This window comes from Agrobacterium pusense (genome assembly GCF_900102105.1).
Lineage (GTDB): Bacteria > Pseudomonadota > Alphaproteobacteria > Rhizobiales > Rhizobiaceae > Agrobacterium > Agrobacterium pusense.
Genome location: NZ_FNBB01000003.1, coordinates 217,101 through 237,164 on the forward strand (window position 1 = coordinate 217,101; position 20,064 = coordinate 237,164).

20 protein-coding genes and 1 other RNA gene are annotated in these 20,064 nt (G+C 59.3%); 12 read left to right on the forward strand and 9 right to left on the reverse strand.

Going from position 1 to position 20,064, the window contains the following annotated elements:
- Positions 1-201: 201 nt before the first annotated feature.
- Both BLU28_RS10005 and BLU28_RS10010 read right to left on the reverse strand, forming a co-directional pair.
- Positions 202-393 (reverse strand): DUF1192 domain-containing protein, encoded by a 192-nt coding sequence (locus tag BLU28_RS10005; RefSeq protein WP_004445779.1) that lies wholly within the window; start codon positions 391-393, stop codon positions 202-204.
- A complete protein-coding gene (locus BLU28_RS10010; RefSeq protein WP_004445776.1) occupies positions 390-1,679 on the reverse strand; it encodes an MFS transporter in 1,290 nt (429 codons plus the stop codon). Before BLU28_RS10010 ends, BLU28_RS10005 begins: the two co-directional genes overlap by 4 nt.
- A 137-nt stretch (positions 1,680-1,816) precedes the next feature.
- On the opposite strand from BLU28_RS10010, the gene BLU28_RS26305 reads away from it, so the two are divergent.
- Positions 1,817-1,972 carry a hypothetical protein gene (locus BLU28_RS26305; protein WP_004445774.1) on the forward strand — a complete coding sequence of 52 codons (156 nt, stop codon included), beginning with the start codon at positions 1,817-1,819 and terminating at the stop codon, positions 1,970-1,972.
- Between the two features lie 54 nt (positions 1,973-2,026).
- Here the strand turns inward: BLU28_RS26305 and BLU28_RS10015 are convergent, their stop codons facing one another.
- The 5 genes from BLU28_RS10015 to tkt form a co-directional block, all read right to left on the reverse strand.
- The gene (locus tag BLU28_RS10015) at positions 2,027-3,052 is read right to left on the reverse strand and encodes a class I fructose-bisphosphate aldolase (protein ID WP_004445772.1); all 1,026 of its coding nucleotides are present in this window, start codon (positions 3,050-3,052) and stop codon (positions 2,027-2,029) included.
- Positions 3,053-3,243: 191 nt separating this feature from the next.
- Positions 3,244-4,446, reverse strand: coding sequence for a phosphoglycerate kinase (locus BLU28_RS10020; protein ID WP_004445771.1), 1,203 nt, complete (start codon positions 4,444-4,446; stop codon positions 3,244-3,246).
- A gap of 67 nt (positions 4,447-4,513) precedes the next feature.
- Positions 4,514-6,379 carry a potassium/proton antiporter gene (locus BLU28_RS10025; RefSeq protein ID WP_077985923.1) on the reverse strand — a complete coding sequence of 622 codons (1,866 nt, stop codon included), beginning with the start codon at positions 6,377-6,379 and terminating at the stop codon, positions 4,514-4,516.
- 315 nt (positions 6,380-6,694) lie between these two features.
- Positions 6,695-7,705 carry a type I glyceraldehyde-3-phosphate dehydrogenase gene (gene gap, locus BLU28_RS10030; RefSeq protein WP_004445768.1) on the reverse strand — a complete coding sequence of 337 codons (1,011 nt, stop codon included), beginning with the start codon at positions 7,703-7,705 and terminating at the stop codon, positions 6,695-6,697.
- A gap of 62 nt (positions 7,706-7,767) precedes the next feature.
- Positions 7,768-9,750 (reverse strand): transketolase, encoded by a 1,983-nt coding sequence (tkt, locus tag BLU28_RS10035; RefSeq protein ID WP_077985788.1) that lies wholly within the window; start codon positions 9,748-9,750, stop codon positions 7,768-7,770.
- A gap of 324 nt (positions 9,751-10,074) precedes the next feature.
- Here tkt and BLU28_RS10040 point away from each other — a divergent pair, with 324 nt between their 5' ends.
- From BLU28_RS10040 to BLU28_RS10075, 7 genes are all read left to right on the forward strand, one after another.
- Positions 10,075-10,347, forward strand: coding sequence for a DUF4164 domain-containing protein (locus BLU28_RS10040; protein WP_004445765.1), 273 nt, complete (start codon positions 10,075-10,077; stop codon positions 10,345-10,347).
- 10 nt (positions 10,348-10,357) lie between these two features.
- Positions 10,358-10,735, forward strand: a complete 378-nt coding sequence (locus BLU28_RS10045) for a cell division protein ZapA (protein ID WP_004445763.1) — start codon at positions 10,358-10,360, stop codon at positions 10,733-10,735.
- 75 nt (positions 10,736-10,810) lie between these two features.
- A non-coding RNA gene (ssrS, locus tag BLU28_RS10050) (6S RNA) lies at positions 10,811-10,969 on the forward strand.
- A gap of 229 nt (positions 10,970-11,198) precedes the next feature.
- A complete protein-coding gene (locus tag BLU28_RS10060; protein WP_004445761.1) occupies positions 11,199-12,461 on the forward strand; it encodes a hemolysin family protein in 1,263 nt (420 codons plus the stop codon).
- Positions 12,461-13,078, forward strand: coding sequence for a 5-formyltetrahydrofolate cyclo-ligase (locus BLU28_RS10065; protein WP_022563048.1), 618 nt, complete (start codon positions 12,461-12,463; stop codon positions 13,076-13,078). The genes BLU28_RS10060 and BLU28_RS10065 overlap by 1 nt, the downstream gene beginning before the upstream one ends.
- A gap of 72 nt (positions 13,079-13,150) precedes the next feature.
- Positions 13,151-13,975: a TIGR00282 family metallophosphoesterase gene (locus BLU28_RS10070; RefSeq protein ID WP_004445757.1), complete on the forward strand. Its 825-nt coding sequence runs from the start codon at positions 13,151-13,153 to the stop codon at positions 13,973-13,975.
- Between the two features lie 112 nt (positions 13,976-14,087).
- Positions 14,088-14,930 (forward strand): MBL fold metallo-hydrolase, encoded by an 843-nt coding sequence (locus tag BLU28_RS10075; protein ID WP_034497294.1) that lies wholly within the window; start codon positions 14,088-14,090, stop codon positions 14,928-14,930.
- Between the two features lie 37 nt (positions 14,931-14,967).
- On the opposite strand, the gene BLU28_RS10080 is transcribed toward BLU28_RS10075, so the two are convergent.
- Positions 14,968-15,471 (reverse strand): pyridoxamine 5'-phosphate oxidase family protein, encoded by a 504-nt coding sequence (locus BLU28_RS10080; RefSeq protein WP_004445753.1) that lies wholly within the window; start codon positions 15,469-15,471, stop codon positions 14,968-14,970.
- A 198-nt stretch (positions 15,472-15,669) separates the two neighbouring features.
- Between BLU28_RS10080 and BLU28_RS10085 the strand changes: the two genes are divergently transcribed.
- Positions 15,670-16,416: a YebC/PmpR family DNA-binding transcriptional regulator gene (locus BLU28_RS10085; RefSeq protein ID WP_004445751.1), complete on the forward strand. Its 747-nt coding sequence runs from the start codon at positions 15,670-15,672 to the stop codon at positions 16,414-16,416.
- 55 nt (positions 16,417-16,471) lie between these two features.
- On the opposite strand, the gene BLU28_RS10090 is transcribed toward BLU28_RS10085, so the two are convergent.
- Positions 16,472-17,473 carry an LLM class flavin-dependent oxidoreductase gene (locus tag BLU28_RS10090; protein ID WP_077985786.1) on the reverse strand — a complete coding sequence of 334 codons (1,002 nt, stop codon included), beginning with the start codon at positions 17,471-17,473 and terminating at the stop codon, positions 16,472-16,474.
- A gap of 223 nt (positions 17,474-17,696) precedes the next feature.
- On the opposite strand from BLU28_RS10090, the gene ruvC reads away from it, so the two are divergent.
- From ruvC to ruvB, 3 genes are all read left to right on the forward strand, one after another.
- Entirely contained in the window at positions 17,697-18,209 is a 513-nt protein-coding gene (gene ruvC / locus BLU28_RS10095) for a crossover junction endodeoxyribonuclease RuvC (protein ID WP_004445748.1), read from the forward strand.
- A gap of 29 nt (positions 18,210-18,238) precedes the next feature.
- Positions 18,239-18,856 carry a Holliday junction branch migration protein RuvA gene (gene ruvA, locus BLU28_RS10100; RefSeq protein WP_004445745.1) on the forward strand — a complete coding sequence of 206 codons (618 nt, stop codon included), beginning with the start codon at positions 18,239-18,241 and terminating at the stop codon, positions 18,854-18,856.
- A 122-nt stretch (positions 18,857-18,978) separates the two neighbouring features.
- Positions 18,979-20,019 (forward strand): Holliday junction branch migration DNA helicase RuvB, encoded by a 1,041-nt coding sequence (ruvB, locus tag BLU28_RS10105; RefSeq protein ID WP_004445743.1) that lies wholly within the window; start codon positions 18,979-18,981, stop codon positions 20,017-20,019.
- The last annotated feature ends 45 nt before the right edge of the window (positions 20,020-20,064 follow it).

Genomic DNA, 20,064 nt, shown 5'->3' on the forward strand with positions numbered 1-20,064 from the left:
GGAGAAAAATCAGACCAATTCGCCGAATGGAGAAGATGCCTGAAATCCAGAAGAACTGGATATGTATAGTAATCTCTCAGAAAGCTTAATTTTTGGTTAATGGTAAACGAAAGACTGACCCAAAACCTCTTGTTTTGGAACGCACGTTGAACCGAGTCTGCCGTTAGGCACGTGCGGGCCGGGTTTATTGGTCACCGCGCATCAGGATCGGAAAAGATTCTCCGCCGCCTGTCTTCCCGCGGATTTCCGCTTTCTTTCCTCTTCGAGTCGGGTGATCTCGGCCTGGAGAAGCTCGATCCGGCTGTCCAGTTCGTCCACGGAGAGGAGGCTGAGATCGCTGCCAATCTGGTGTGCAGCGGGTTTTTGCGGGCGGTCGTCGTCAAAGAGGCTCATATGCCTGCTCCTTTTTCCACGTAGTCCCCATCCTCGCCGGGATATTGCGGCGCGCGCGGGTCAAGCGCAATACTCTCCGGTGTCACCAGCGGCGAAGGCGTCGTCGGCATCATCGTCGAGAAATTGTCCTTCTCGTCGGTTGAAAGCGCGGCGCGCCTGCGGCTTCTGATAATGGCATAGGCAGTAATCAAAATATGGGCGACGGCTGTGACCAGAAAAAGCGCATAGGGCCCGGAATAGGTCATGACAGCGCCGCCGAGCGTCGGTCCGATAATGGTGCCGACGCCGTAAAGCAACAGCAACCCGCCTGAAACCTTGACGAAATCCTCGGACGCCGCAAAGTCGTTGGCGTGCGCCACGGCTATGGGATAGAGCGCATTGGCGGCTGCACCGTAAACGGCGATCATCGGAATCAGAACGTAGACGTGATGCGGCTGCACGGCTGCGACCGCAAGTCCCGCGACCGCGCCAAGCCCCGCGAGGCCGGCCAGCACGTAACGACGGTCTATCCTGTCCGAAAGGCGACCCGCCGGGAACTGCGCCAATGCGCCGACGAAAATCGTGACGGACACCATGATGGCGATCATGGTCGGATCCAGGCCTGCCCGGGCACCGAAGACCGCGCCGAGCGTGCCGTAAGCACCGTTGGCGATGCCGATCATCAAAATGCCGACGAAGGAGACCGGGGAGTTGCGATAGAGCGCCGGCAAATCCAGTTTCACCTTCTGCAAGGGCTGTGGACTGGCCGCCTTTGAAAGCGTTGCCGGCAGAATGGCGATGCAATAAATGATGCCGCAGATCATGAACAGCGAGGTATTGCTGATATCTCCCATCGGCACGATCATCTGTCCTGCCACGACGCCCAGAAGCGTGATGGCGATATAGAGCGAAAAGATCATGCCGCGGCTTTCGTTCGTGGCGCGCTCGTTCAGCCAGCTTTCGATGATCATTGAGGTGCCGGCGGTGCAGAAGCCGGTAAGCGCACGTAGCGTAATCCACCAGACGTCATCAACGATGAGACCGGTCATGAGCACGGTCAGGCATACCAATGCGACGAAGGACGCAAAAGCCCGGACATGGCCAGCACGGCGCACGATGGCCGGCGCGACAAAACAACCAACAACGAAGCCCGCAGCCCAGGAGGTTCCGAGGAAACCAAGGATCTCGTTGGAGTAACCCTCTGCCGAGCCACGCACTGGCAGCACGAGGCCCTGAAGACCGTTGCCGAGAAAGAGAAACAGAGTGCTGGATAAAAGAGCGAATACGGGTAGAAGATTTCTGCTCATGACAACACTCTCATGCGTTCGGACGGACGGTCGGACAGGTCATACAACGGGAGTTACCCGAATGAGTTGCACTCTTCTGGTGAACGGTAAAAATGTCCAGCCTGTGACGATGCAGAAATAAAGAAAAGGCTCAATAAATGACGAAGGCGATCGGCCTTTTTTTACTGCTGGCCATGGCCGTCCAGATTATCCGGCCGCTCGGCCTGCCGGGGCTGAAGAAACGGGGCGATTGCTGGAAGATAGCGGTTGCCGCCTTTGTCATCTGGTCGGTAACGCTGCTTCTGCGCCCATAAGAAAAAGCCGCCCCGGGAGGCGGCTTTCATTCACTAAAGCTCTGGAGCGAAGCCTCAGGCTGCCTTTTCGAGTTCTTGCTTCCAGTTGCCCTTGGCCGCCAGGCTGTTCATGGCGGCGCGGTGCGTGAAGGCGCGCTGGCCGGCAGCGACATTCTCCTGCTTGCCGCCCCATGTCTTGAGGGCCGTATCCTGAAGCGCGCGGCCGTAGGAGTAGGTGAGAGACCAGGGCAGGTCATAGCCGGAATTCATGGCGGAGAGATGCGCCGTTGCTTCTTCGGAGGACTGGCCGCCGGAAAGGAAGGCAATGCCCGGAACGGCGGAAGGTACGGTCGCCTTCAGGACCTTCACGGTCTTTTCCGCCACTTCCTCGACGGAAGCCTTGCGGGCCTTCTTGCCGTCGATGATCATGTTCGGCTTGAGGATCATGCCTTCGAGGTTCACGCGGGCGTCGAACAGGTCCGCGAAGACGGTCTGCAGAACCCATTGCGTGACTTCCGCGCAACGGTCGATGTCATGCGTGCCCGGCTCGCCGTCCATCAGGACTTCAGGCTCCACGATCGGCACGATATCCGCCTGCTGGCAGAGAGCGGCATAGCGGGCGAGCGACTGGGAGTTTGCCTTGATCGAACCCCAGCTCGGGCGCTGTTCACCGATGGTGATGACGCCACGCCACTTAGCGAAGCGCGCACCGGCTTCGTGGTACTTGCGCAGGCGCTCATAAAGACCGTCGAGGCCTTCGGTAATGAATTCATGCGGGTGGAAGGCCATCGGCTTGGCGCCGATATCCACCTTGATGCCCGGCAGGCTGCCAGCCGCCTTGATGATATCAACGAAAGGTGTGCCGTCGGCAGCCTTCTGGAACAGGGTCTCTTCATAGAGAATGACGCCGGAGATATATTTCTTCATGGCGTCGTCGGAACGGAACAGCATCTCGCGATAGTCGCGGCGGGCGGTCTCGGTGGACTCCAGATTGATGCTGTCGAAACGCTTTTTGATCGTTCCCGTGGATTCGTCGGCGGCGAGCAGGCCCTTGCCGTCGGCGACCATTTTGATTGCGATGTCTTCGAGACGTTCGGTCATTTGCTATTCTCCCAAGGCACAATAAATTTCCGATAACAGAAGTTCCAGGGCAGGGAAATGGCACGCTAACTCATTGAAACGATTGAAATGATTTCAATCGTTTGAAACTTTTCCTCCCGCGTGCACTTACCAAAAAACAAGGCCGGACAAGCATCGCTTGTCCGGCCTCGTGTCAGGCAAGTGAGATAAGTTTACTTGGCGGCGGTCAGGATGGCAACGCCCGGCAGTTCCTTGCCTTCCATCCATTCAAGGAAGGCGCCGCCGGCGGTCGAAACATAGGAGAAATCCTCGGAAACGCCGGCATGGTTGAGCGCGGCCACGGTGTCGCCGCCGCCTGCGACGGAGACGAGCTTGCCGGCCTTCGTGCATTCCGCGGCATGTTTTGCGGCAGCCACGGTGGCTGCATCGAAGGGTTCGATTTCGAAGGCGCCGAGCGGCCCGTTCCAGACCAGCGTTTCCGCGCGTGAAATCCAGGCCTTGATGCTTTCAACCGATTTCGGGCCGACATCAAGCACCATGGCGTCAGCGGGAATGGCATTGATGTCGACCGTTTCACTGGCCGCACCGGCCTTGAATTCGCGGGCAACGACGCCGTCTTCCGGCAGCACGATGGCACAGCCGGAAGTCGCGGCCTCGATCATGATCTGCTTTGCGGTTTCGGCCAGATCGTGCTCGCAGAGCGATTTTCCAACCTGGGCGCCACGGGCGGCGAGGAAGGTGTTGGCCATGCCGCCGCCGATGACGAGGGCATCGACCTTCTTCACGAGGTTCATCAGAAGATCGATTTTGCTTGAAACCTTCGCGCCGCCGACGATGGCGACGACGGGACGCACCGGCTGGCCGAGGCCCTTTTCCAGAGCCTCAAGCTCGGCCTGCATGGTGCGGCCGGCATAGGCGGGCAGGTGGCGGGCGAGGCCCTCGGTGGAGGCGTGGGCGCGATGCGCGGCGGAGAAGGCGTCATTGACATAGATATCGCCATTGGCCGCCAGAGCCTCGACGAAGGTGGGATCGTTCTTTTCCTCGCCCTTGTGGAAGCGCGTGTTTTCCAGAAGCAGGATATCGCCGTCATTCAGTTTCGCAACGGCTTCCGCCGCCGGCGCGCCGATGCAGTCGGACGCGAAGGAGACGGCATGGTCCAGCACTTCCTCAACTGCTGGTACGATCTGGGAAAGCGACATGTCAGCCACGGGTTCGCCCTTCGGACGGCCAAAATGGGCAAGCAGAATGACCTTTGCGCCCTTCTTGGAAAGTTCCAGAATGGTCGGCGCGACCCGCTCGATACGGGTCTTGTCCGTAACTTTGCCATCCGCGACCGGCACGTTGAGATCAACGCGGACGAGAACGCGCTTTCCGGCAATGTCGTTGAGGTCATCGATGGTCTTGAAAGCGGGCATAGGTCGATCCTGATTTGTTGCGAGTTCGGCAGGGACCATACTATGCCTGATTGCCGACGCAAGCCGGTCAGGCTTCATTTTCTCTCACGGTGTTTGAAGGTGCGACCACGTCTTGTGCGGTAGCGGTGGAACGCGACTGACGCCGCTGCGCCAGATAGTCGCGCACCCGTTTGAAAATTTCCGAGAAGCTGATGAAGATCGGCAGGGTGGTAGCCGGTTCGACCGGCTCCAGCGAAATTCCGACACCCGCTATCGCCTCATGTTCGTCCAAAGTTCGCACGATCAGGACGATGGAGCCGAGGCGCACGCGGTCGGCATAATCGGCCCGTCCGGCAAGACGTGTCTCGATGAGTTCTGCGATGCTCATTGCATGTTCTGCTGGCGCAAGCAGGCCGGGACCATAGGCGGCATCAAGCTCCTTCGCCGGCCGGGCGGGAGAGATCGCGAAGGTGCCGAAGAAATCGGCGTCGTCATCGGCGACGGGCAGGGCGCTCGCGAAGAGCCGGTCGATCAGGCGGGAATAACCGGGGGCGATGAAGAGATAGACAAGATCATTTTCACGCAGCCGCCCGGCATATTGGTAGCGAATCGATTTGCCGTCACGCACCACCAGCGAAGGCATCGCCCAGCGGGGAATGCGTTCGCCCTGCAGGATGGCGCTGCCCTTTGCCACGCGGTAGGAAATCAGTTCGTGATTGGCCGTGCCGGGAAGGTCAACCTCCAGCTTGTCCACATCGCCCATGCGCGGCGGCACGATCAGCCCCAGCCTTGTTGCCACTGGTTTGATGGTCCAGCCCTGCACGAGGAGCGATACCAGCACGATGATGAAGGCGGCATTGAAATATATCTGGGCGTCATCAAGTCCGCCGAGGATGGGCATGATGGCAAGCAGGATGGAGACGGCGCCGCGCAGGCCCACCCAGGCGACGAAAGAGGTTTCCTGTTGGGTGTAGTTAAACGGCATGAGGCTGAGCCAGACCGCGAGCGGACGGGCGACGAAGATCAGGAACAGCGCCAGCAGGATGGCTGGAATTGCGATTGCAGGAAACTGCGACGGCGTGGCAAGCAGGCCGAGCATCAGGAACATGATGATCTGTGCCAGCCACGTCAGCCCTTCGTGGAAGCGACGGATCGTTTCCTTGGCGAAGATCCTGCGATTGCCGGCGACAATGCCGGCGACATAGACCGCCAGAAAGCCGCTGCCGCCAATCGTGCCGGTGAAGGAAAACACGAGCAGCGCCAGCGCAAGCACAAAGATCGGCGCCAGCCCGCGATCGGCGGCAAAACGGTTGACCACGGCGGCGATCATGAGACCGCCCAGCACGCCGACGATCACACCGAGGCCCATTTCCTCAACAAAAAGCAGCAGAAAACCGCTGTCGATACCGGCCAGGCCCTGTCCTTTGGCGATGATCTCGACCAGGGCGACTGTGAGGAAGATGGCCATTGGATCGTTGGTGCCGGATTCGACCTCCAGCGTGGAGCGCACCTGATCGCGGATGTGGATGCCGCCGATGCGCAGCAGGAAAAACACCGCTGCCGCATCGGTGGAGGCGACGATGGCACCGAGCAGCAGGCCCTCTAGCCAGGAGAGCCCGAGCAGGAGGGCGGCTGCGCCCGCGAAAAAGACGGATGTGAGAATAACGCCGACCGTGGCAAGCGCCATTGCCGGTGCCGCGGAAAGCCGGAATGACTGGATCGACGTGCCAAACCCGGAGTCGAACAGGATGACGGCAAGTACCAGCGAACCGAGCATATAGGCGAGAGGGTTGTTGGTGAATTCGATACCGAGTCCGTCCACACCCGCCGCAAGTCCAATCACAAGGAAAAGCAGCAGCAGCGGCGCGCCGAAGCGGTAGGCGATGAGGCTCGAGAAGGCGGCGACGAGGACAAGAACAGTTGCCACCAGCAACAACAGATAAAATGATTCCACGTCCACCGCCTCTTTCACGCCGCGCTGGCCACCGCAATGATTGCTCTGCACGTTCGCAGTCAATGCGCCACGGGTTGCGGTCTGTCAGCGCTCGGTCGGCGGCGTTGAAAGGTAACGCAAGGCGGGGTGTATCGAAAGATACGGCAGGGCCGAAGTGCATTGCGCACGACCGTTATCCCTGCGTCCCTTGTCCGTTTCAAAATGGACCAGACAAAGGCAGGAAATTGAAAACATGGCGGCACTGTAGAGGAAAACCGGGAATAAAAAATCCGGCGGGATCGCTCCCGCCGGAATGCATCGACTGATGAGTATTCGTTAGATGGTCTTCGCGAAGGCGACAGCCGTATCCGACATGCGGTTGGAGAAGCCCCACTCGTTGTCGTACCAGGACAGGACGCGCACGAAGTTGCCTTCCATGACCTTGGTCTGGTCATTGGCGAAGATCGACGAGTGGCTGTCGTGGTTGAAATCGCGGGAAACCAGCGGCTCGTCGGTATAGCCGAGGATGCCCTTCAGCTGGCCGTCGGAAGCCGCCTTGATGGCTGCGTTGATTTCGGCAACGGTCGTGCTCTTCTTGGCCACGAACTTGAAGTCGACAACCGACACATTCGGGGTCGGAACGCGGATCGACGTGCCGTCAAGCTTGCCCTTGAGGTGTGGCAGGACGAGGCCAACAGCCTTTGCGGCGCCTGTCGAGGTCGGGATCATGGACAGGGCTGCGGCGCGGGCGCGGTACAAATCCTTGTGCATGGTGTCCAGCGTCGGCTGGTCGCCGGTGTAGGAGTGGATCGTGGTCATGAAGCCATGATCGATGCCAACGGCGTCATCGAGAACCTTCACGACCGGCACGAGGCAGTTGGTGGTGCAGGATGCGTTGGAGATGACGAGGTGATCTTTCGTCAGCTGGTCATGGTTGACACCGAAGACGACGGTGAGGTCGGCGCCGTCAGCGGGAGCCGAAACGATGACGCGCTTTGCGCCGGCCGTCAGATGGGCAGCAGCCTTGTCGCGGGCTGTGAAGATGCCGGTGCACTCAAGCGCGATATCGACGCCCAGTTCCTTGTGCGGCAGCGTTGCCGGGTCGCGAACGGCCGTCACCTTGATCGGCTTGCCACCGCCAACGATGATGGTGTCGCCTTCGACCTTGACGTCGGCCGGGAACTTGCCGTGGATCGAATCGTAGCGCAGCAGGTGAGCGTTGGTTTCAACCGGGCCGAGGTCGTTGATGGCGACGACTTCGATATCGGTGCGGCCGGATTCGACGATGGCGCGCAAAACATTGCGGCCGATGCGGCCGAAGCCGTTAATGGCAACTTTTACAGTCATTTACAGTCTCCCGATCAAGAATGGGCTTGGTCTTTGCTGAATGGTGAGGGCTTGGGAAGCCCTTACGCAAGTTTTGCCTCGACTGCGGCGACGACAGCTTCCGCCGTGATACCGAAGTGCTTGAAGAGATCCTTCGCCGGGGCGGACGCTCCAAAGGAGTGCATGCCGACGAAAGCGCCATCGTTACCGATGAAATAATCCCAGCCCTGGCGGATGGCGGCTTCCACCGCGACCTTGACCGGAGCCTTGCCGATGATGGCGTTGCGATAGGTTTCCGGCTGTTCCTTGAAGAGTTCGAAGCAGGGAACGGAAACGACGCGGGCGGATACGCCCTTGTCCTTCAGCGTTGCGGCCGCTTTCAGAGCCACTTCGACCTCCGAACCGGAAGCGAAGATCGAAACCTTGGCGTCGCTGGCGGAAACGAGTTCGTAGGCGCCGTAAGCAGACAGGTTCTTCTCTTCATATTCCTTGCGCGAAGGTGCAAGGTTCTGGCGGGTTAGGGCCAGCGCAGACGGACGATGCTTCTGTTCCAGCGCCAGCTGCCAGCATTCCGCCGTCTCGGTCTCATCCGCCGGGCGGAAGACGAGCAGGTTCGGAATGGCGCGAAGGGCAGCGATCTGCTCCACCGGCTGGTGGGTCGGGCCGTCTTCACCAACGCCGATGGAATCATGCGTCAGAACGTGGACGACACGGATGCCCATGAGCGCGGCAAGACGGATCGACGGACGGCAGTAGTCCGAGAAGATCAGGAAGCCGCCCGCATAAGGAATGAGACCGCCATGCAGTGCGATGCCGTTCATGGCAGCAGCCATGCCGTGTTCGCGGATGCCGTAGTGCAGGTAACGGCCGGAGAAGTCCGTCGGCGTGATGGACTTCATCTGGCTGGTCTTGGTGTTGTTGGACGGCGTCAGGTCGGCAGAACCGCCGATCATTTCCGGCAGCACGCCGTTAATGACTTCGAGCGAGTCTTCCGAGGCCTTGCGGGTCGCAACGGTCGGGTTGTTCTCGATGATCTTCTTCTTGAAAGCATCGATCGAGCTATCGAAATTGCCCGTCAGGTCGCCGGCGAAGCGGCGCTTGAACTCGGCTTTCTTGCCGGCCTCAGCGGCTTCTAGGCGGGCTTCCCAGTCCTGACGCGTCTTGGTGGAGCGCAGACCGGCAAGACGCCATGCATCCAGCACGTCTTCCGGAATGACGAAAGCTTCGGCTTCCCAGTTCAGGCTCTTGCGGGCCGCAGCGATTTCTTCTGCGCCGAGCGGGTTGCCATGAACCTTATGGGTGCCCTGCTTGTTGGGCGCGCCGAAACCGATGACGGTCTTGCAGGCGATGAAGGTCGGGCGGTCCGATTTCTGCGCGGCTTCGATGGCAGCGGCGATCGCATCCGGATCATGGCCGTCAACACGGATGGTGTTCCAGTGAACCGCCTGGAAACGGGCAATCTGATCGGTGCTGTCGGAGAGGCCAACTTCGCCGTCGATGGTGATGTTGTTGTCATCCCAGAAGAGAACGAGCTTGTTAAGCTTCAAATGGCCGGCAAGCGCGATGGCTTCGTGGCTGATGCCTTCCATGAGGCAGCCGTCGCCGCACAGTACATAAGTGAAGTGGCTCTGCAGGTCGGAGCCGAACTCCTCTTCCAGCTTGCGTTCGGCGATTGCCATGCCCACGGCGTTGGCGATGCCCTGGCCGAGCGGACCGGTGGTCGTTTCGATGCCGGTGGCGTGGCCATATTCAGGATGGCCGGCGGTCTTGGAACCGAATTGACGGAAACGCTTGATCTCGTCGATCGTCATGTCCTCGTAGCCCGTAAGATAGAGCAGCGAGTAAAGAAGCATCGAACCATGACCTGCCGACAGCACGAAACGGTCGCGATCCGGCCAGAGCGGCGCCTTGGGATCGAATTTCAGATAACGGGTGAAGAGAACGGTGGCGACATCAGCGGCGCCCATCGGCAGACCGGGATGGCCTGAATTGGCCTTCTCCACTGCATCCATGGCAAGAAAGCGGATCGCATTTGCCATCCGGTTGTGTTTGTCGCGAGAAATCATGGCTTTTCCGTCTGTTTCCGGGTGAAAGGAGATAGTTTTACGCAACTATCCAAAAAGCGGGTTGATCCATAGCAGGTGAGGCAGGCAAGTCAATAAATCGACGGGCAATTGCGGTTCTGCGGTCGATAAAAATCGTTTCGCAAAGCGGGGGCTGGAACGGATTTCGTGTCCCGCCCGGCCCGGTTTCTTCGTTCATCCACAGAGCAAAACGCCACAATGCACTGGTTTGATTGACGGGATGGTAAATCGGGTAATAACCTCGCGAGCGTTTAAATGGCCTGAAACCGGACGATTCGGCCGGTGGCGTGCGAGTTGGAAAAAACGATGTCGGCTGAGAAGACCTTACAATCTGCGCTGACGGAGCTGAATGCTGCCATCACAAATCTCGAAAATGCCATCGATATGCGTATCGAGCGGCAGAGAGAGACCGGCGAGATCGATAACGAGGTGAAGCGCGTCCATGTCGACCGCGCCAGACTGGCGCAGGAACTGGACCAGGCCGAGTTTCGCGCTAACCGTCTTGAAGAAGTCAATCGCGAGGTTTCGCGCCGGCTGGTGACGGCCATGGAGACGATCCGCGCGGTGCTGGATCGATAGGAGCGGTATCATGGCGCAAGTTACTGTTATGATCGACGGAAAGGCCTATCGCATGGCGTGCGAAGCAGGCCAGGAAGACCACCTGACCGACCTTGCCACCCGTTTCGACCGGTATGTCGGGCATCTCAAGAGCCAGTTCGGAGAAATCGGCGACCTGAGGCTAACGGTGATGGCTGGTATCATGGTGATGGACGAGCTTTCCGAGCTCAACCGCAAGATCGAGAAGCTGGAAGGTGAGGTCGCATCCCTCTCCCGCAATCGCGATGGCATGGCCGAGCACAAGGCGAAGTCGGATGAGATGGTGGCGCTTGCCATCGGCGATCTGGCCGACCGGCTGAACGGCATTACCGAAAAATTGCTGGACCGCCCAAAACCGGCGGCACACTGATTGTCCGGAATCCGAAGCGATAAAATTTCGCTCTGCGCCTCTGGCGGTTTTTCCCGATCCGTCCTATATCTTGAATGCGTTCTGCGCTTCTCGACAGGAACCACAATCCCTGGGGCCATACTCGATCCAAAGGGAGCTGTCCCTGGCCAGTCCCGTGGGGCTGGACACACGGTGCCCACCTACTTTTGTAGGCACCCAGGATCGTAAATCTCCATCGGTCGCCGTGGAACGCGCTTGAAGTTTCGGGACAATTCCGATGCTTCCCTGTACCCTCGATATAGTCGACAGTCATTTTTCATAACTGCCGGGCACGGCTTTTTTATATTCCTGTCATTGCAATGGCGGAACAATTCCCTATTATCCGGATTGGTATGTCTGTCATGCCCTTTAAAAAGGGGCGCTGCGGCCAAAACCGCGACGTGCCGTTCAACAGCCCAAAGAGCTAAACTTGTTTACTGAAATTATGATCGTGGTCCTGCTCACCGTATTGAACGGTGTGCTTGCCATGTCCGAGCTTGCCGTTGTCTCCTCCAGACCGGCGAGGCTAAAGGTGCTTGCCACGCAAGGCAGCAAGGGCGCCACACAGGCGCTCAGCCTTTCCGAAAACCCCGGACGCTTTCTTTCTACAGTGCAGATCGGCATCACGCTGGTCGGCGTTCTCTCGGGCGCATTTTCCGGCGCCACGCTCGGTGCCCGCTTTACGGCGTGGCTTCTGGAGCAGGGTGTTCCTGACCGTGCGGCCGATGCGATTGGCGTCGGCTCGGTCGTCGTCGCCATTACTTACCTGTCACTGATCGTCGGCGAACTGGTGCCAAAGCAGATTGCGTTGCGCGATCCTGAAAAGATTGCCGCGCGTGTTGCGCCTACCATGATGCTACTGTCCAAGGTCGGCGCGCCGCTGGTGTGGCTGCTCGACCGGTCGGGTAAGGCCATTCTGGCGCTTCTCGGCCATAGTGGCGAATCCAACGCGTCGGTTACCGACGATGAAATTCGCACCGTTCTGGCCGAAGCCCATAGCGCCGGCGTGATCGAGACCGAAGAATCGGCGATGATCACCAGCGTCATGCGCCTTGCTGACCGCAACGCGCGCGGCCTGATGACGCCGCGTCGCGACGTGGAAGTGGTCGATATCGAAGACAGCGCCGAAGAAATCCGCGAGCAGCTTCGCGGGACGCAGCGTTCGCGTCTTCCGGTGCGCAACGGCGCGTCCGACGAAATTCTTGGCGTGCTTTTCGCCAAGGACGCCTTCGATGCGCTGGCCTCCGGCAAGGAGCTCAACATTCGTGAGCTTCTGCGCGAGGTGCCCGTCGTGTCCGACCTGACGAGCGCCGTTGACGTCATTCAGTCGCTGCGTCGCTCCACCGTGCACATGGTCCTCGTTTATGACGAGTACGGCCATTTCGAAGGTATCATCAGCTCCGGCGACGTGCTGGAGGCCATTACCGGTGCCTTTCAGGAAGATGACGACGAAGAGCCGGCCATGGTCGAGCGCGAGGACGGTTCGTTCCTCGTTGCCGGCTGGATGCCTGCCGATGAGTTCGCTTATCGCATGGGCTTCCAGATCAATGAGGACGCCGAGTTCGAGACCGTCGCCGGACTTGTCCTGGACGAGTTCCGTCGCCTGCCGGAACTGGGTGAACATGTAACCCGCAACGGCTGGCGTTTCGAGGTCATCGACCTTGATGGTCACCGCATCGACAAGGTTCTCGTGAGCCGGGCCGCCTGATGCCCGGTGACGTTGCCGAAAAAGCAAGGTTGCGCGGCGAACGGCTCGCCGCGCGAGATGCTCTGACGCTGGCGGAACGGCACGAGAAGAGCCAGTCCATTACCGCCCACGGTGCCGCGGATATTCCCCTTGTGCCGGGGACCGTCATCTCCGGCTTCATGCCGATCCGCTCGGAGGCGGATACCCGTCCGCTGATGGAAGCGTTGCGGGCAAGGGGTGGACGTCTCGTCCTTCCCGTTGTGCTGGATCGTGAAACCATTGTCTTCAGGGCTTTCGAGAGGGATACGCCGCTGGTGAAGACCGGCTTCGGCACGACCGGTCCGGGTGAGGATGCGGAGCTTCTCGATCCCGATATACTGCTCGTACCTCTGTCCGTCTTCGATGGACACGGGCAACGGGTTGGTTATGGCGCAGGCCATTATGACCGCGCCATCGCGCGGTTGCACGCGAAGGGCAAACAGCCCGTTCTCATCGGTGTCGCCTTTGACTGTCAGGAAGTGGCAGACATCCCCGCGGAACCGCACGATGTCTCGCTTCACGCCATTCTGACAGAAAGCGGTCTGCGCTGGTTTTCAGCCCCGTTGTCGATCTCCGATAGTGGGCAAAAGGCGCTTTAGCACTTTTTAAAAGATTGATTACCCGTTAGAGGGGACGAAATATCGAAACATGCGCAAGATCGGGGCGGGTGAATGAGGCTTCTTTTTCTCGGAGACATGGTTGGCAAGACCGGACGCACGGCTGTCTGGGAGCGATTGCCGGGGCTGATTTCCGATCTGAAGCTGGATTTCGTCATCGTCAACGGTGAGAATGCTGCTGGTGGTTTCGGTATCACCGAGGATATCTATCTCGAGACCATCAATGCCGGTGCCGATGTTGTCACCACCGGCAATCACGTCTGGGATCAGAAAGAGGCGGTTTCCTTCTGCGAGCGCCATGACCAGTTCCTGCGGCCCGCCAATTATCCCGAGGGTACGCCGGGCAAGGGCTCGGGCATTTTTTATGCCCGCAACGGCGCACGCATATTGGTCGCCAACATCATGGGGCGGGTCTTCATGCATCCGGAGCTGGACGACCCCTTCAAGTCGGCGGAAAGCATTCTTGCTGCCTGCCCGCTGAAGGAACAGGCGGATGCCATCATCTTCGATTTTCACGCCGAGGCGACCAGCGAGAAACAGTGCTTCGGACATTTCGTGGATGGCCGTGCAAGCTTCGTCGTCGGCACCCACACCCATGTTCCGACGGCTGACGCACAGATATTGAACGGCGGAACCGCCTACATGTCGGATGCGGGCATGTGCGGCGATTATGACAGTTCCCTCGGAATGGACAAGGAAGAGCCGATCAACCGCTTTATCTCCAAGATGCCGAAGGGCCGCTTTGAGGCAGCGAGCGGGCCTGCCACGATCTGCGGTGTCGGGGTGGAGATTTCCGACCGGACTGGGCTTGCGGAAAAAATTGCGCCGCTGCGCATCGGGCCGCGACTTTCGGAAACGCTGCCTTCCTTCTGGGTTTGATCCCGCCGAAGCGTTCACAATGACGAGAGTGCCAGCCTTCAGTTGCTGATGTAACTGGACGCTCGGCAAAACCTGTCCCATCCTCTCAGCTTCGCAAGTTCAGGGGAGTGGCATGATGCTGCGCGTGCTAATGCTTGCAATAACAGGACTGATCGCCTGTTCGGGAGCGGCCTTCTCCCAGTCGGCGAGCCGTCCTCCCGTCAGCCAGTGCCAGGCGATCGCCAGCGCCATTCCGGGCGTGATGTTCGCGCGCTTCGATGCGCGCAATGTTCAGCTGGCTCAGGCCACGGCGAAGGAAGAGGTGAAAATCAGCTTCATCGGCCACTCCACCTACCTGATCGAAAGTCCCGGCGGGGTAACGATTGCCACGGATTATAACGGCGTCTATCGCCCTCCCGTCATGCCGACGGTGGTGACCATGAACCGGGCGCATTCAACACATTTCACCCTCAATCCGGACCCGGCCATTCAATATGTGCTGCATGGCTGGAGCGATACGCCGGGAGAAAAAGCCGAGCACAAGGTGCTCGTGGGCGACGTTTACATCCGCAATGTCTCAACCGACATCCGCAACCGCTGGGGAGATTATGAGTCTTTTCAGGAAAACGGCAATTCCATCTTCATCTTCGAGGTTGCCGGGCTGTGTATTGGCCATCTCGGCCATCTGCATCATGAGTTGACGGACACGCATTATGCCGAGATCGGCCGCCTGGATGTGTTGATGGTGCCTGTCGATGGTGGTCTGACCATGGGGGCCGACAGCATGAGCAGGGTAGTCAAGCGCCTGCGCTCTGCGCTGATCCTGCCGATGCATCGCACCGGCCCGCCGCTGGAGCAGTTTCTGACCATGTTTGGCGAAAATTTCGCTATCGCCTATGCAAGCGATCCGGTCATCCGGGTCTCGATGAGAAACCTTCCCCGCCAGCCGCAGATACTGGTGCCGAAAGGCATGTAAATGGCGACGGGCGGGGAAAGGCTCGGGGAGCGGATTCTCAGGCGAAGGTGAGGTGCTGGCGAACGCCGACGTCGGGCGTCTTGTCATCCGACATGTTTGCCTTGGCGATTTCCCAGCCGAATTTCAGCGTACTGTCCGTCGAAGCCCAGATATCGGCATCATCGACATGCAACGCCAGCATCGTTAGTTGCGGATCGCTCTTGCCGTGCTCGTACCAGGCGGCGGTGACTGAATTCCAGTATTCGTCGATCTTTGATTTGTCATCGCGCGCTTCGAGTACGCCCGAAAGGCAGGCGTGATAATCATGATCCTTGCCCACAAGGCAGAAATGCGCACGGGATCCGGATTTGAGCGATTTTACCAGATCCGTGTCTTTTTTGGAAAAAAACCAGATCGTGTTGGTCTTGGGGTCAGCGTGGGGCGCCATAGGCTGCATGTGACTGTGCAGGCCCTCAAGGCCGAGCATGCCGGCATGGACGGAATTAATCTCGTCCCAGAGCTGGCGGGCCGGGGCTTCTCTTGCTTCAGTCAGGCTGACCATATGTCTTCTCCTTCCGGTTTGGGGCTGCGGCGGAGTGGAAAAGATGGCCTTCTCCGTCGCGTTCATGATCAGAACGAAGAGCGGATAAATCAGTTCCTTCTGTTGTTGCGGCAAGAGAAAGCGCCTGCGGGCTTGAACGATGAGCCTATCGCACTTATAAGGCCCGCAATCTCCAAATTACGATAAATCAGGTTTTCCATGGCTGGTCATTCACAGTTCAAGAACATCATGCACCGCAAGGGCAAGCAGGACTCCGTGCGGTCCAAAATGTTTTCCAAGCTTGCGCGCGAAATCACCGTTGCGGCCAAGACGGGCATGCCCGACCCGAACATGAACCCGCGCCTGCGTCTGGCCATCCAGAACGCCAAGGCCCAGTCCATGCCGAAAGACAATATCGAGCGCGCCATCAAGAAGGCTGCGGGTGCCGAAGGCGAGAACTATGATGAGGTCCGCTACGAAGGCTACGGCCCTGGCGGCGTCGCCGTCATCGTCGAGGCGCTTACAGACAACCGTAACCGCACTGCCTCCAATGTACGATCCATCTTCACCAAGGCTGGTGGTGCGCTGGGTGAAACCGGATCGGTCTCCTTCTCCTTCGACCGTGTCGGCGAGATTTCCTACAAGGCGGAAGTCGGCGATGCAGACAAGGTGATGGAAGCGGCCATCGAGGCCGGTGCGGACGATGTTGAATCTTCCGAAGACGGCCACATCATCATCTGCGGTTTCGAAGCGATGAACGAGGTATCCAAGGCGCTGGAAGGCGTGCTGGGCGAAGCCGAAAGCGTCAAGGCCATCTGGAAGCCGCAGAACACGGTACCGGTAGATGAAGAAAAGGCACAGTCGCTGATGAAACTCATCGACAACCTCGAAGACGATGACGACGTGCAGAACGTCTATTCGAACTTCGAAGTGTCGGAAGAAATTCTCGCCAAGCTTTCCGCCTGACGTTTTCACGTTCCTAAAAAAAGCCCCGGCAGCGATCCGCGCCGGGGCTTTTTGTTTAGGCGGCCTTTTTGATGGATGTCCGCACGTCGGCGAAAATCTCGACCGACCGCAGCCGCTTTTCGATGTCGTGGATCGGCATCGAGACAATCAGCTCATCCGCCTGTGTTTCAGCCAGAAAACCGTCGAGATGACGCTGGATCGTTTCAGGCGCGCCAACGGCGGCAAAACGCAACGTGTGCACCACGGAGAAGCGCTCCATCTCGTTCCAGTAGCCTTCCATGCTGTGCACGGGCTTCGGGAACTGCGTGCGCACATTGCGCCGCAGATTGACGAATTGCTGCTGTGACGAGGTAAAGAGATGCTGCGCCTCCTCGTCGGTATCGGCGCCTACACCCATCACGCCCACCATCACATAGGGCTTGTCCAGCACCTCGGAGGGCTGGAAGCGCTCGCGATAGATATGGATCGCTTCCATCAGCATGTCAGGGGCAAAATGGGATGCGAAGGAATAGGGCAGGCCAAGGGCTGCGGCCAGATGCGCACTATAGGTGCTGGAACCGAGCAGCCAGAGAGGCACGTTCGAATTCATGCCGGGTACGGCGAGGATCGCCTGATCCTGCTGGGGCGGGCCGAGATATCTTTGCAATTCGACGATGTCGTGCGGGAAATTCTCCGCACCGGCGTCGAGATTACGGCGCAGCGCCCGTGCGGTTCGCATATCCGTTCCGGGGGCGCGGCCCAGGCCAAGATCGACCCGGCCGGGCAGAAGTGCTGCAAGCGTCCCGAACTGTTCGGCAATGACGAGCGGGGAGTGGTTGGGAAGCATGATACCGCCGGAGCCGACGCGGATATGTTTCGTGGCCGCTCCCACATGGGCGATAACGAGCGACGTCGCGGCGCTTGCGATGCCGGGCATGCCGTGATGTTCGGCCAGCCATATCCGGTTATAACCTTGTTCTTCAGCCTTGATCGCCATCCGGCGGGAGTTTTCGAGCGCCGCGCTGACGCTCTCGCCCTCGCCGATGGGCGAAAGATCGAGAAGGGAAAAGGGGATCATCCGACGCTCCTGCGTAATCTGGGTCTTTGCAGCGGATGTAAGGCGCGTCTACGGATTTACCAGACAAGTCGCGTAGAATTGAAGGATGGATCAAAAAAATTGGCCTTTGCCAAAGGTCGGTACTGGCACAACTTTGGTCCTGACTTGACGTCTGTATCCGGGAATGTTGTCGTTTTGTTCACTTATCGCTGGCAGTCTCGCGGCCGGAAAGATAAGGTACCTCATGCAAAAGACGATTCGGATCATCGGCATTGACCCCGGACTACGGCGCACCGGCTGGGGCGTGATCGACACATTGGGAAACAGCCTGCGTTTCGTCGCTTCCGGCACGGTGACTTCAGATGGCGACATGGATCTCGCCTCCCGGCTTTGCCAGCTTCATGACGGCCTGGCGGAAATCGTGCACAGCCATCAGCCCGATGAGGCGGCTGTGGAGCAGACTTTCGTCAACAAGGACGCGGTGGCCACGCTGAAACTCGGACAGGCGCGCGGCATTGCCATGCTTGTTCCGGCGCGTGCCGGTTTGCCGGTGTTCGAATATGCGCCGAACGCCGTGAAAAAAGCTGTCATCGGCGTGGGGCATGGTGAAAAGCAGCAAATTCACATGATGCTGAAAATCCTGATGCCGAAGGCCGAGTTCAAGGGTAACGATGCGGCGGACGCCCTCGCGATCGCAATCTGCCACGCCCATAATCGCGGCGGTGACAGGATGCGTCGGCTGCTGGCGGCCGGTTAATTTTAAGTCTCATTGCAGCGGGCGCGATCATGATCGGAAAACTGAAGGGCAGCATCGAGGAAATCGGCACGGATTACGTGTTGGTGGATGTGCATGGCGTCTGTTACGTCGCCTATTGTTCGGCGCGCACGCTGTCGAAAATAGGCTCCGTCGGAGAGGCCGTGATCCTCTTCATCGAAACCTATGTACGAGAGGACCAGCTCAAGCTTTTCGGCTTTCTTTCGGCGCTGGAGCGGGAATGGTTCAACCTTTTGCAGAGCGTGCAGGGCGTCGGATCGAAAGTCGCTCTTGCGGTGCTTTCCACCCTGTCGCCCACCGAGCTTGCCAATGCCATAGCGCTCCAGGACAAGGCGTCAATATCGCGTGCGCCGGGGGTTGGGCCCAAAGTGGCCGTGCGGCTCGTGACCGAATTGCGCAACAAGGCCCCGGCTTTCGCGGGCGAGGCGTCCGGGGCTATCGGACTGAAGCAGGAACTCGGGGAGGGTGTAGCCTCCGCGCCGGTGGCGGACGCCGTATCTGCACTCACCAATCTCGGCTATTCGCGTGACCAGGCCGCCAATGCGGTCGCCGCGGCGCTGAAAAATGGCGGTGAGGGCGCGGATAGCGCCAAGCTGATCCGGCTGGGGCTGAAGGAGCTTTCACGGTAAGGTGAGCCCGTTACACAAGCGTCCGGATGCGGTGTTGAATTTCGTGACGGGCCCTGGCGCGACAGCCATGTTATAGCGGCGAAGACGACCTCATGAATTCTAGAAATAATGGAATGCCCTGAATGAGCGATGCGGACAGACTGATCACCCCTGAAAAGCGCGGTGAGGACATCGACACCACCCTGCGTCCGCAGTCGCTGGACGACTTTACCGGGCAGGCGGAGGCGCGCGCCAATCTCAAGGTCTTCATCGAGGCCGCCAAGAATCGTGGCGAGGCGTTGGATCACGTGCTGTTCGTCGGTCCGCCCGGCCTCGGCAAGACCACCCTGGCGCAGATCATGGCCAAGGAGCTTGGAGTGAACTTCAAGTCCACCTCAGGGCCGGTGATCGCCAAGGCGGGCGATCTCGCCGCGCTCCTGACCAATCTTGAAGAGCGCGATGTTCTCTTCATCGATGAAATTCATCGCCTCAACCCGGCCGTAGAAGAAATCCTCTATCCGGCGATGGAGGATTTCCAGCTCGATCTGATCATCGGGGAAGGCCCGGCGGCGCGTTCGGTGAAGATCGATCTTTCCAAATTCACGCTTGTCGCCGCCACCACCCGCCTCGGCCTCTTGACGACACCGCTGCGCGACCGTTTCGGCATTCCCGTGCGTTTGTCCTTTTACACGGTTGATGAACTGGAACTTATCGTCCGTCGCGGTGCGCGGCTGATGGGTCTCAACATGACGGATGAGGGTGCCCGTGAAGTGGCGAGGCGGGCGCGTGGCACGCCCCGCATAGCCGGACGGCTTCTGCGCCGGGTGCGCGACTTTGCCGAGGTGGCGCGGGCGGAAGCCGTTACCCGGGATATCGCCGACGAGGCTTTGACGCGGCTGCTGGTGGATAATATGGGTCTTGACCAGCTGGACATGCGGTATCTGACCATGATCGCCGTCAATTTTGGCGGAGGCCCGGTCGGCATCGAGACCATTGCCGCTGGACTGTCGGAGCCGCGCGACGCGATCGAGGATATCATCGAGCCCTATATGATCCAGCAGGGTTTCATCCAGCGCACGCCGCGCGGGCGTATCCTGACCGCCACGGCCTGGAAACATCTGGGCATGCAGCCGCCGAAGGATCTCGAGGCAGCACAGTTCCGGCTCACGCTTGAGGACGATTGAGGGGAACAAACCCGCCTTGCCGGCTTTGATCGTCTTTGGCACGGA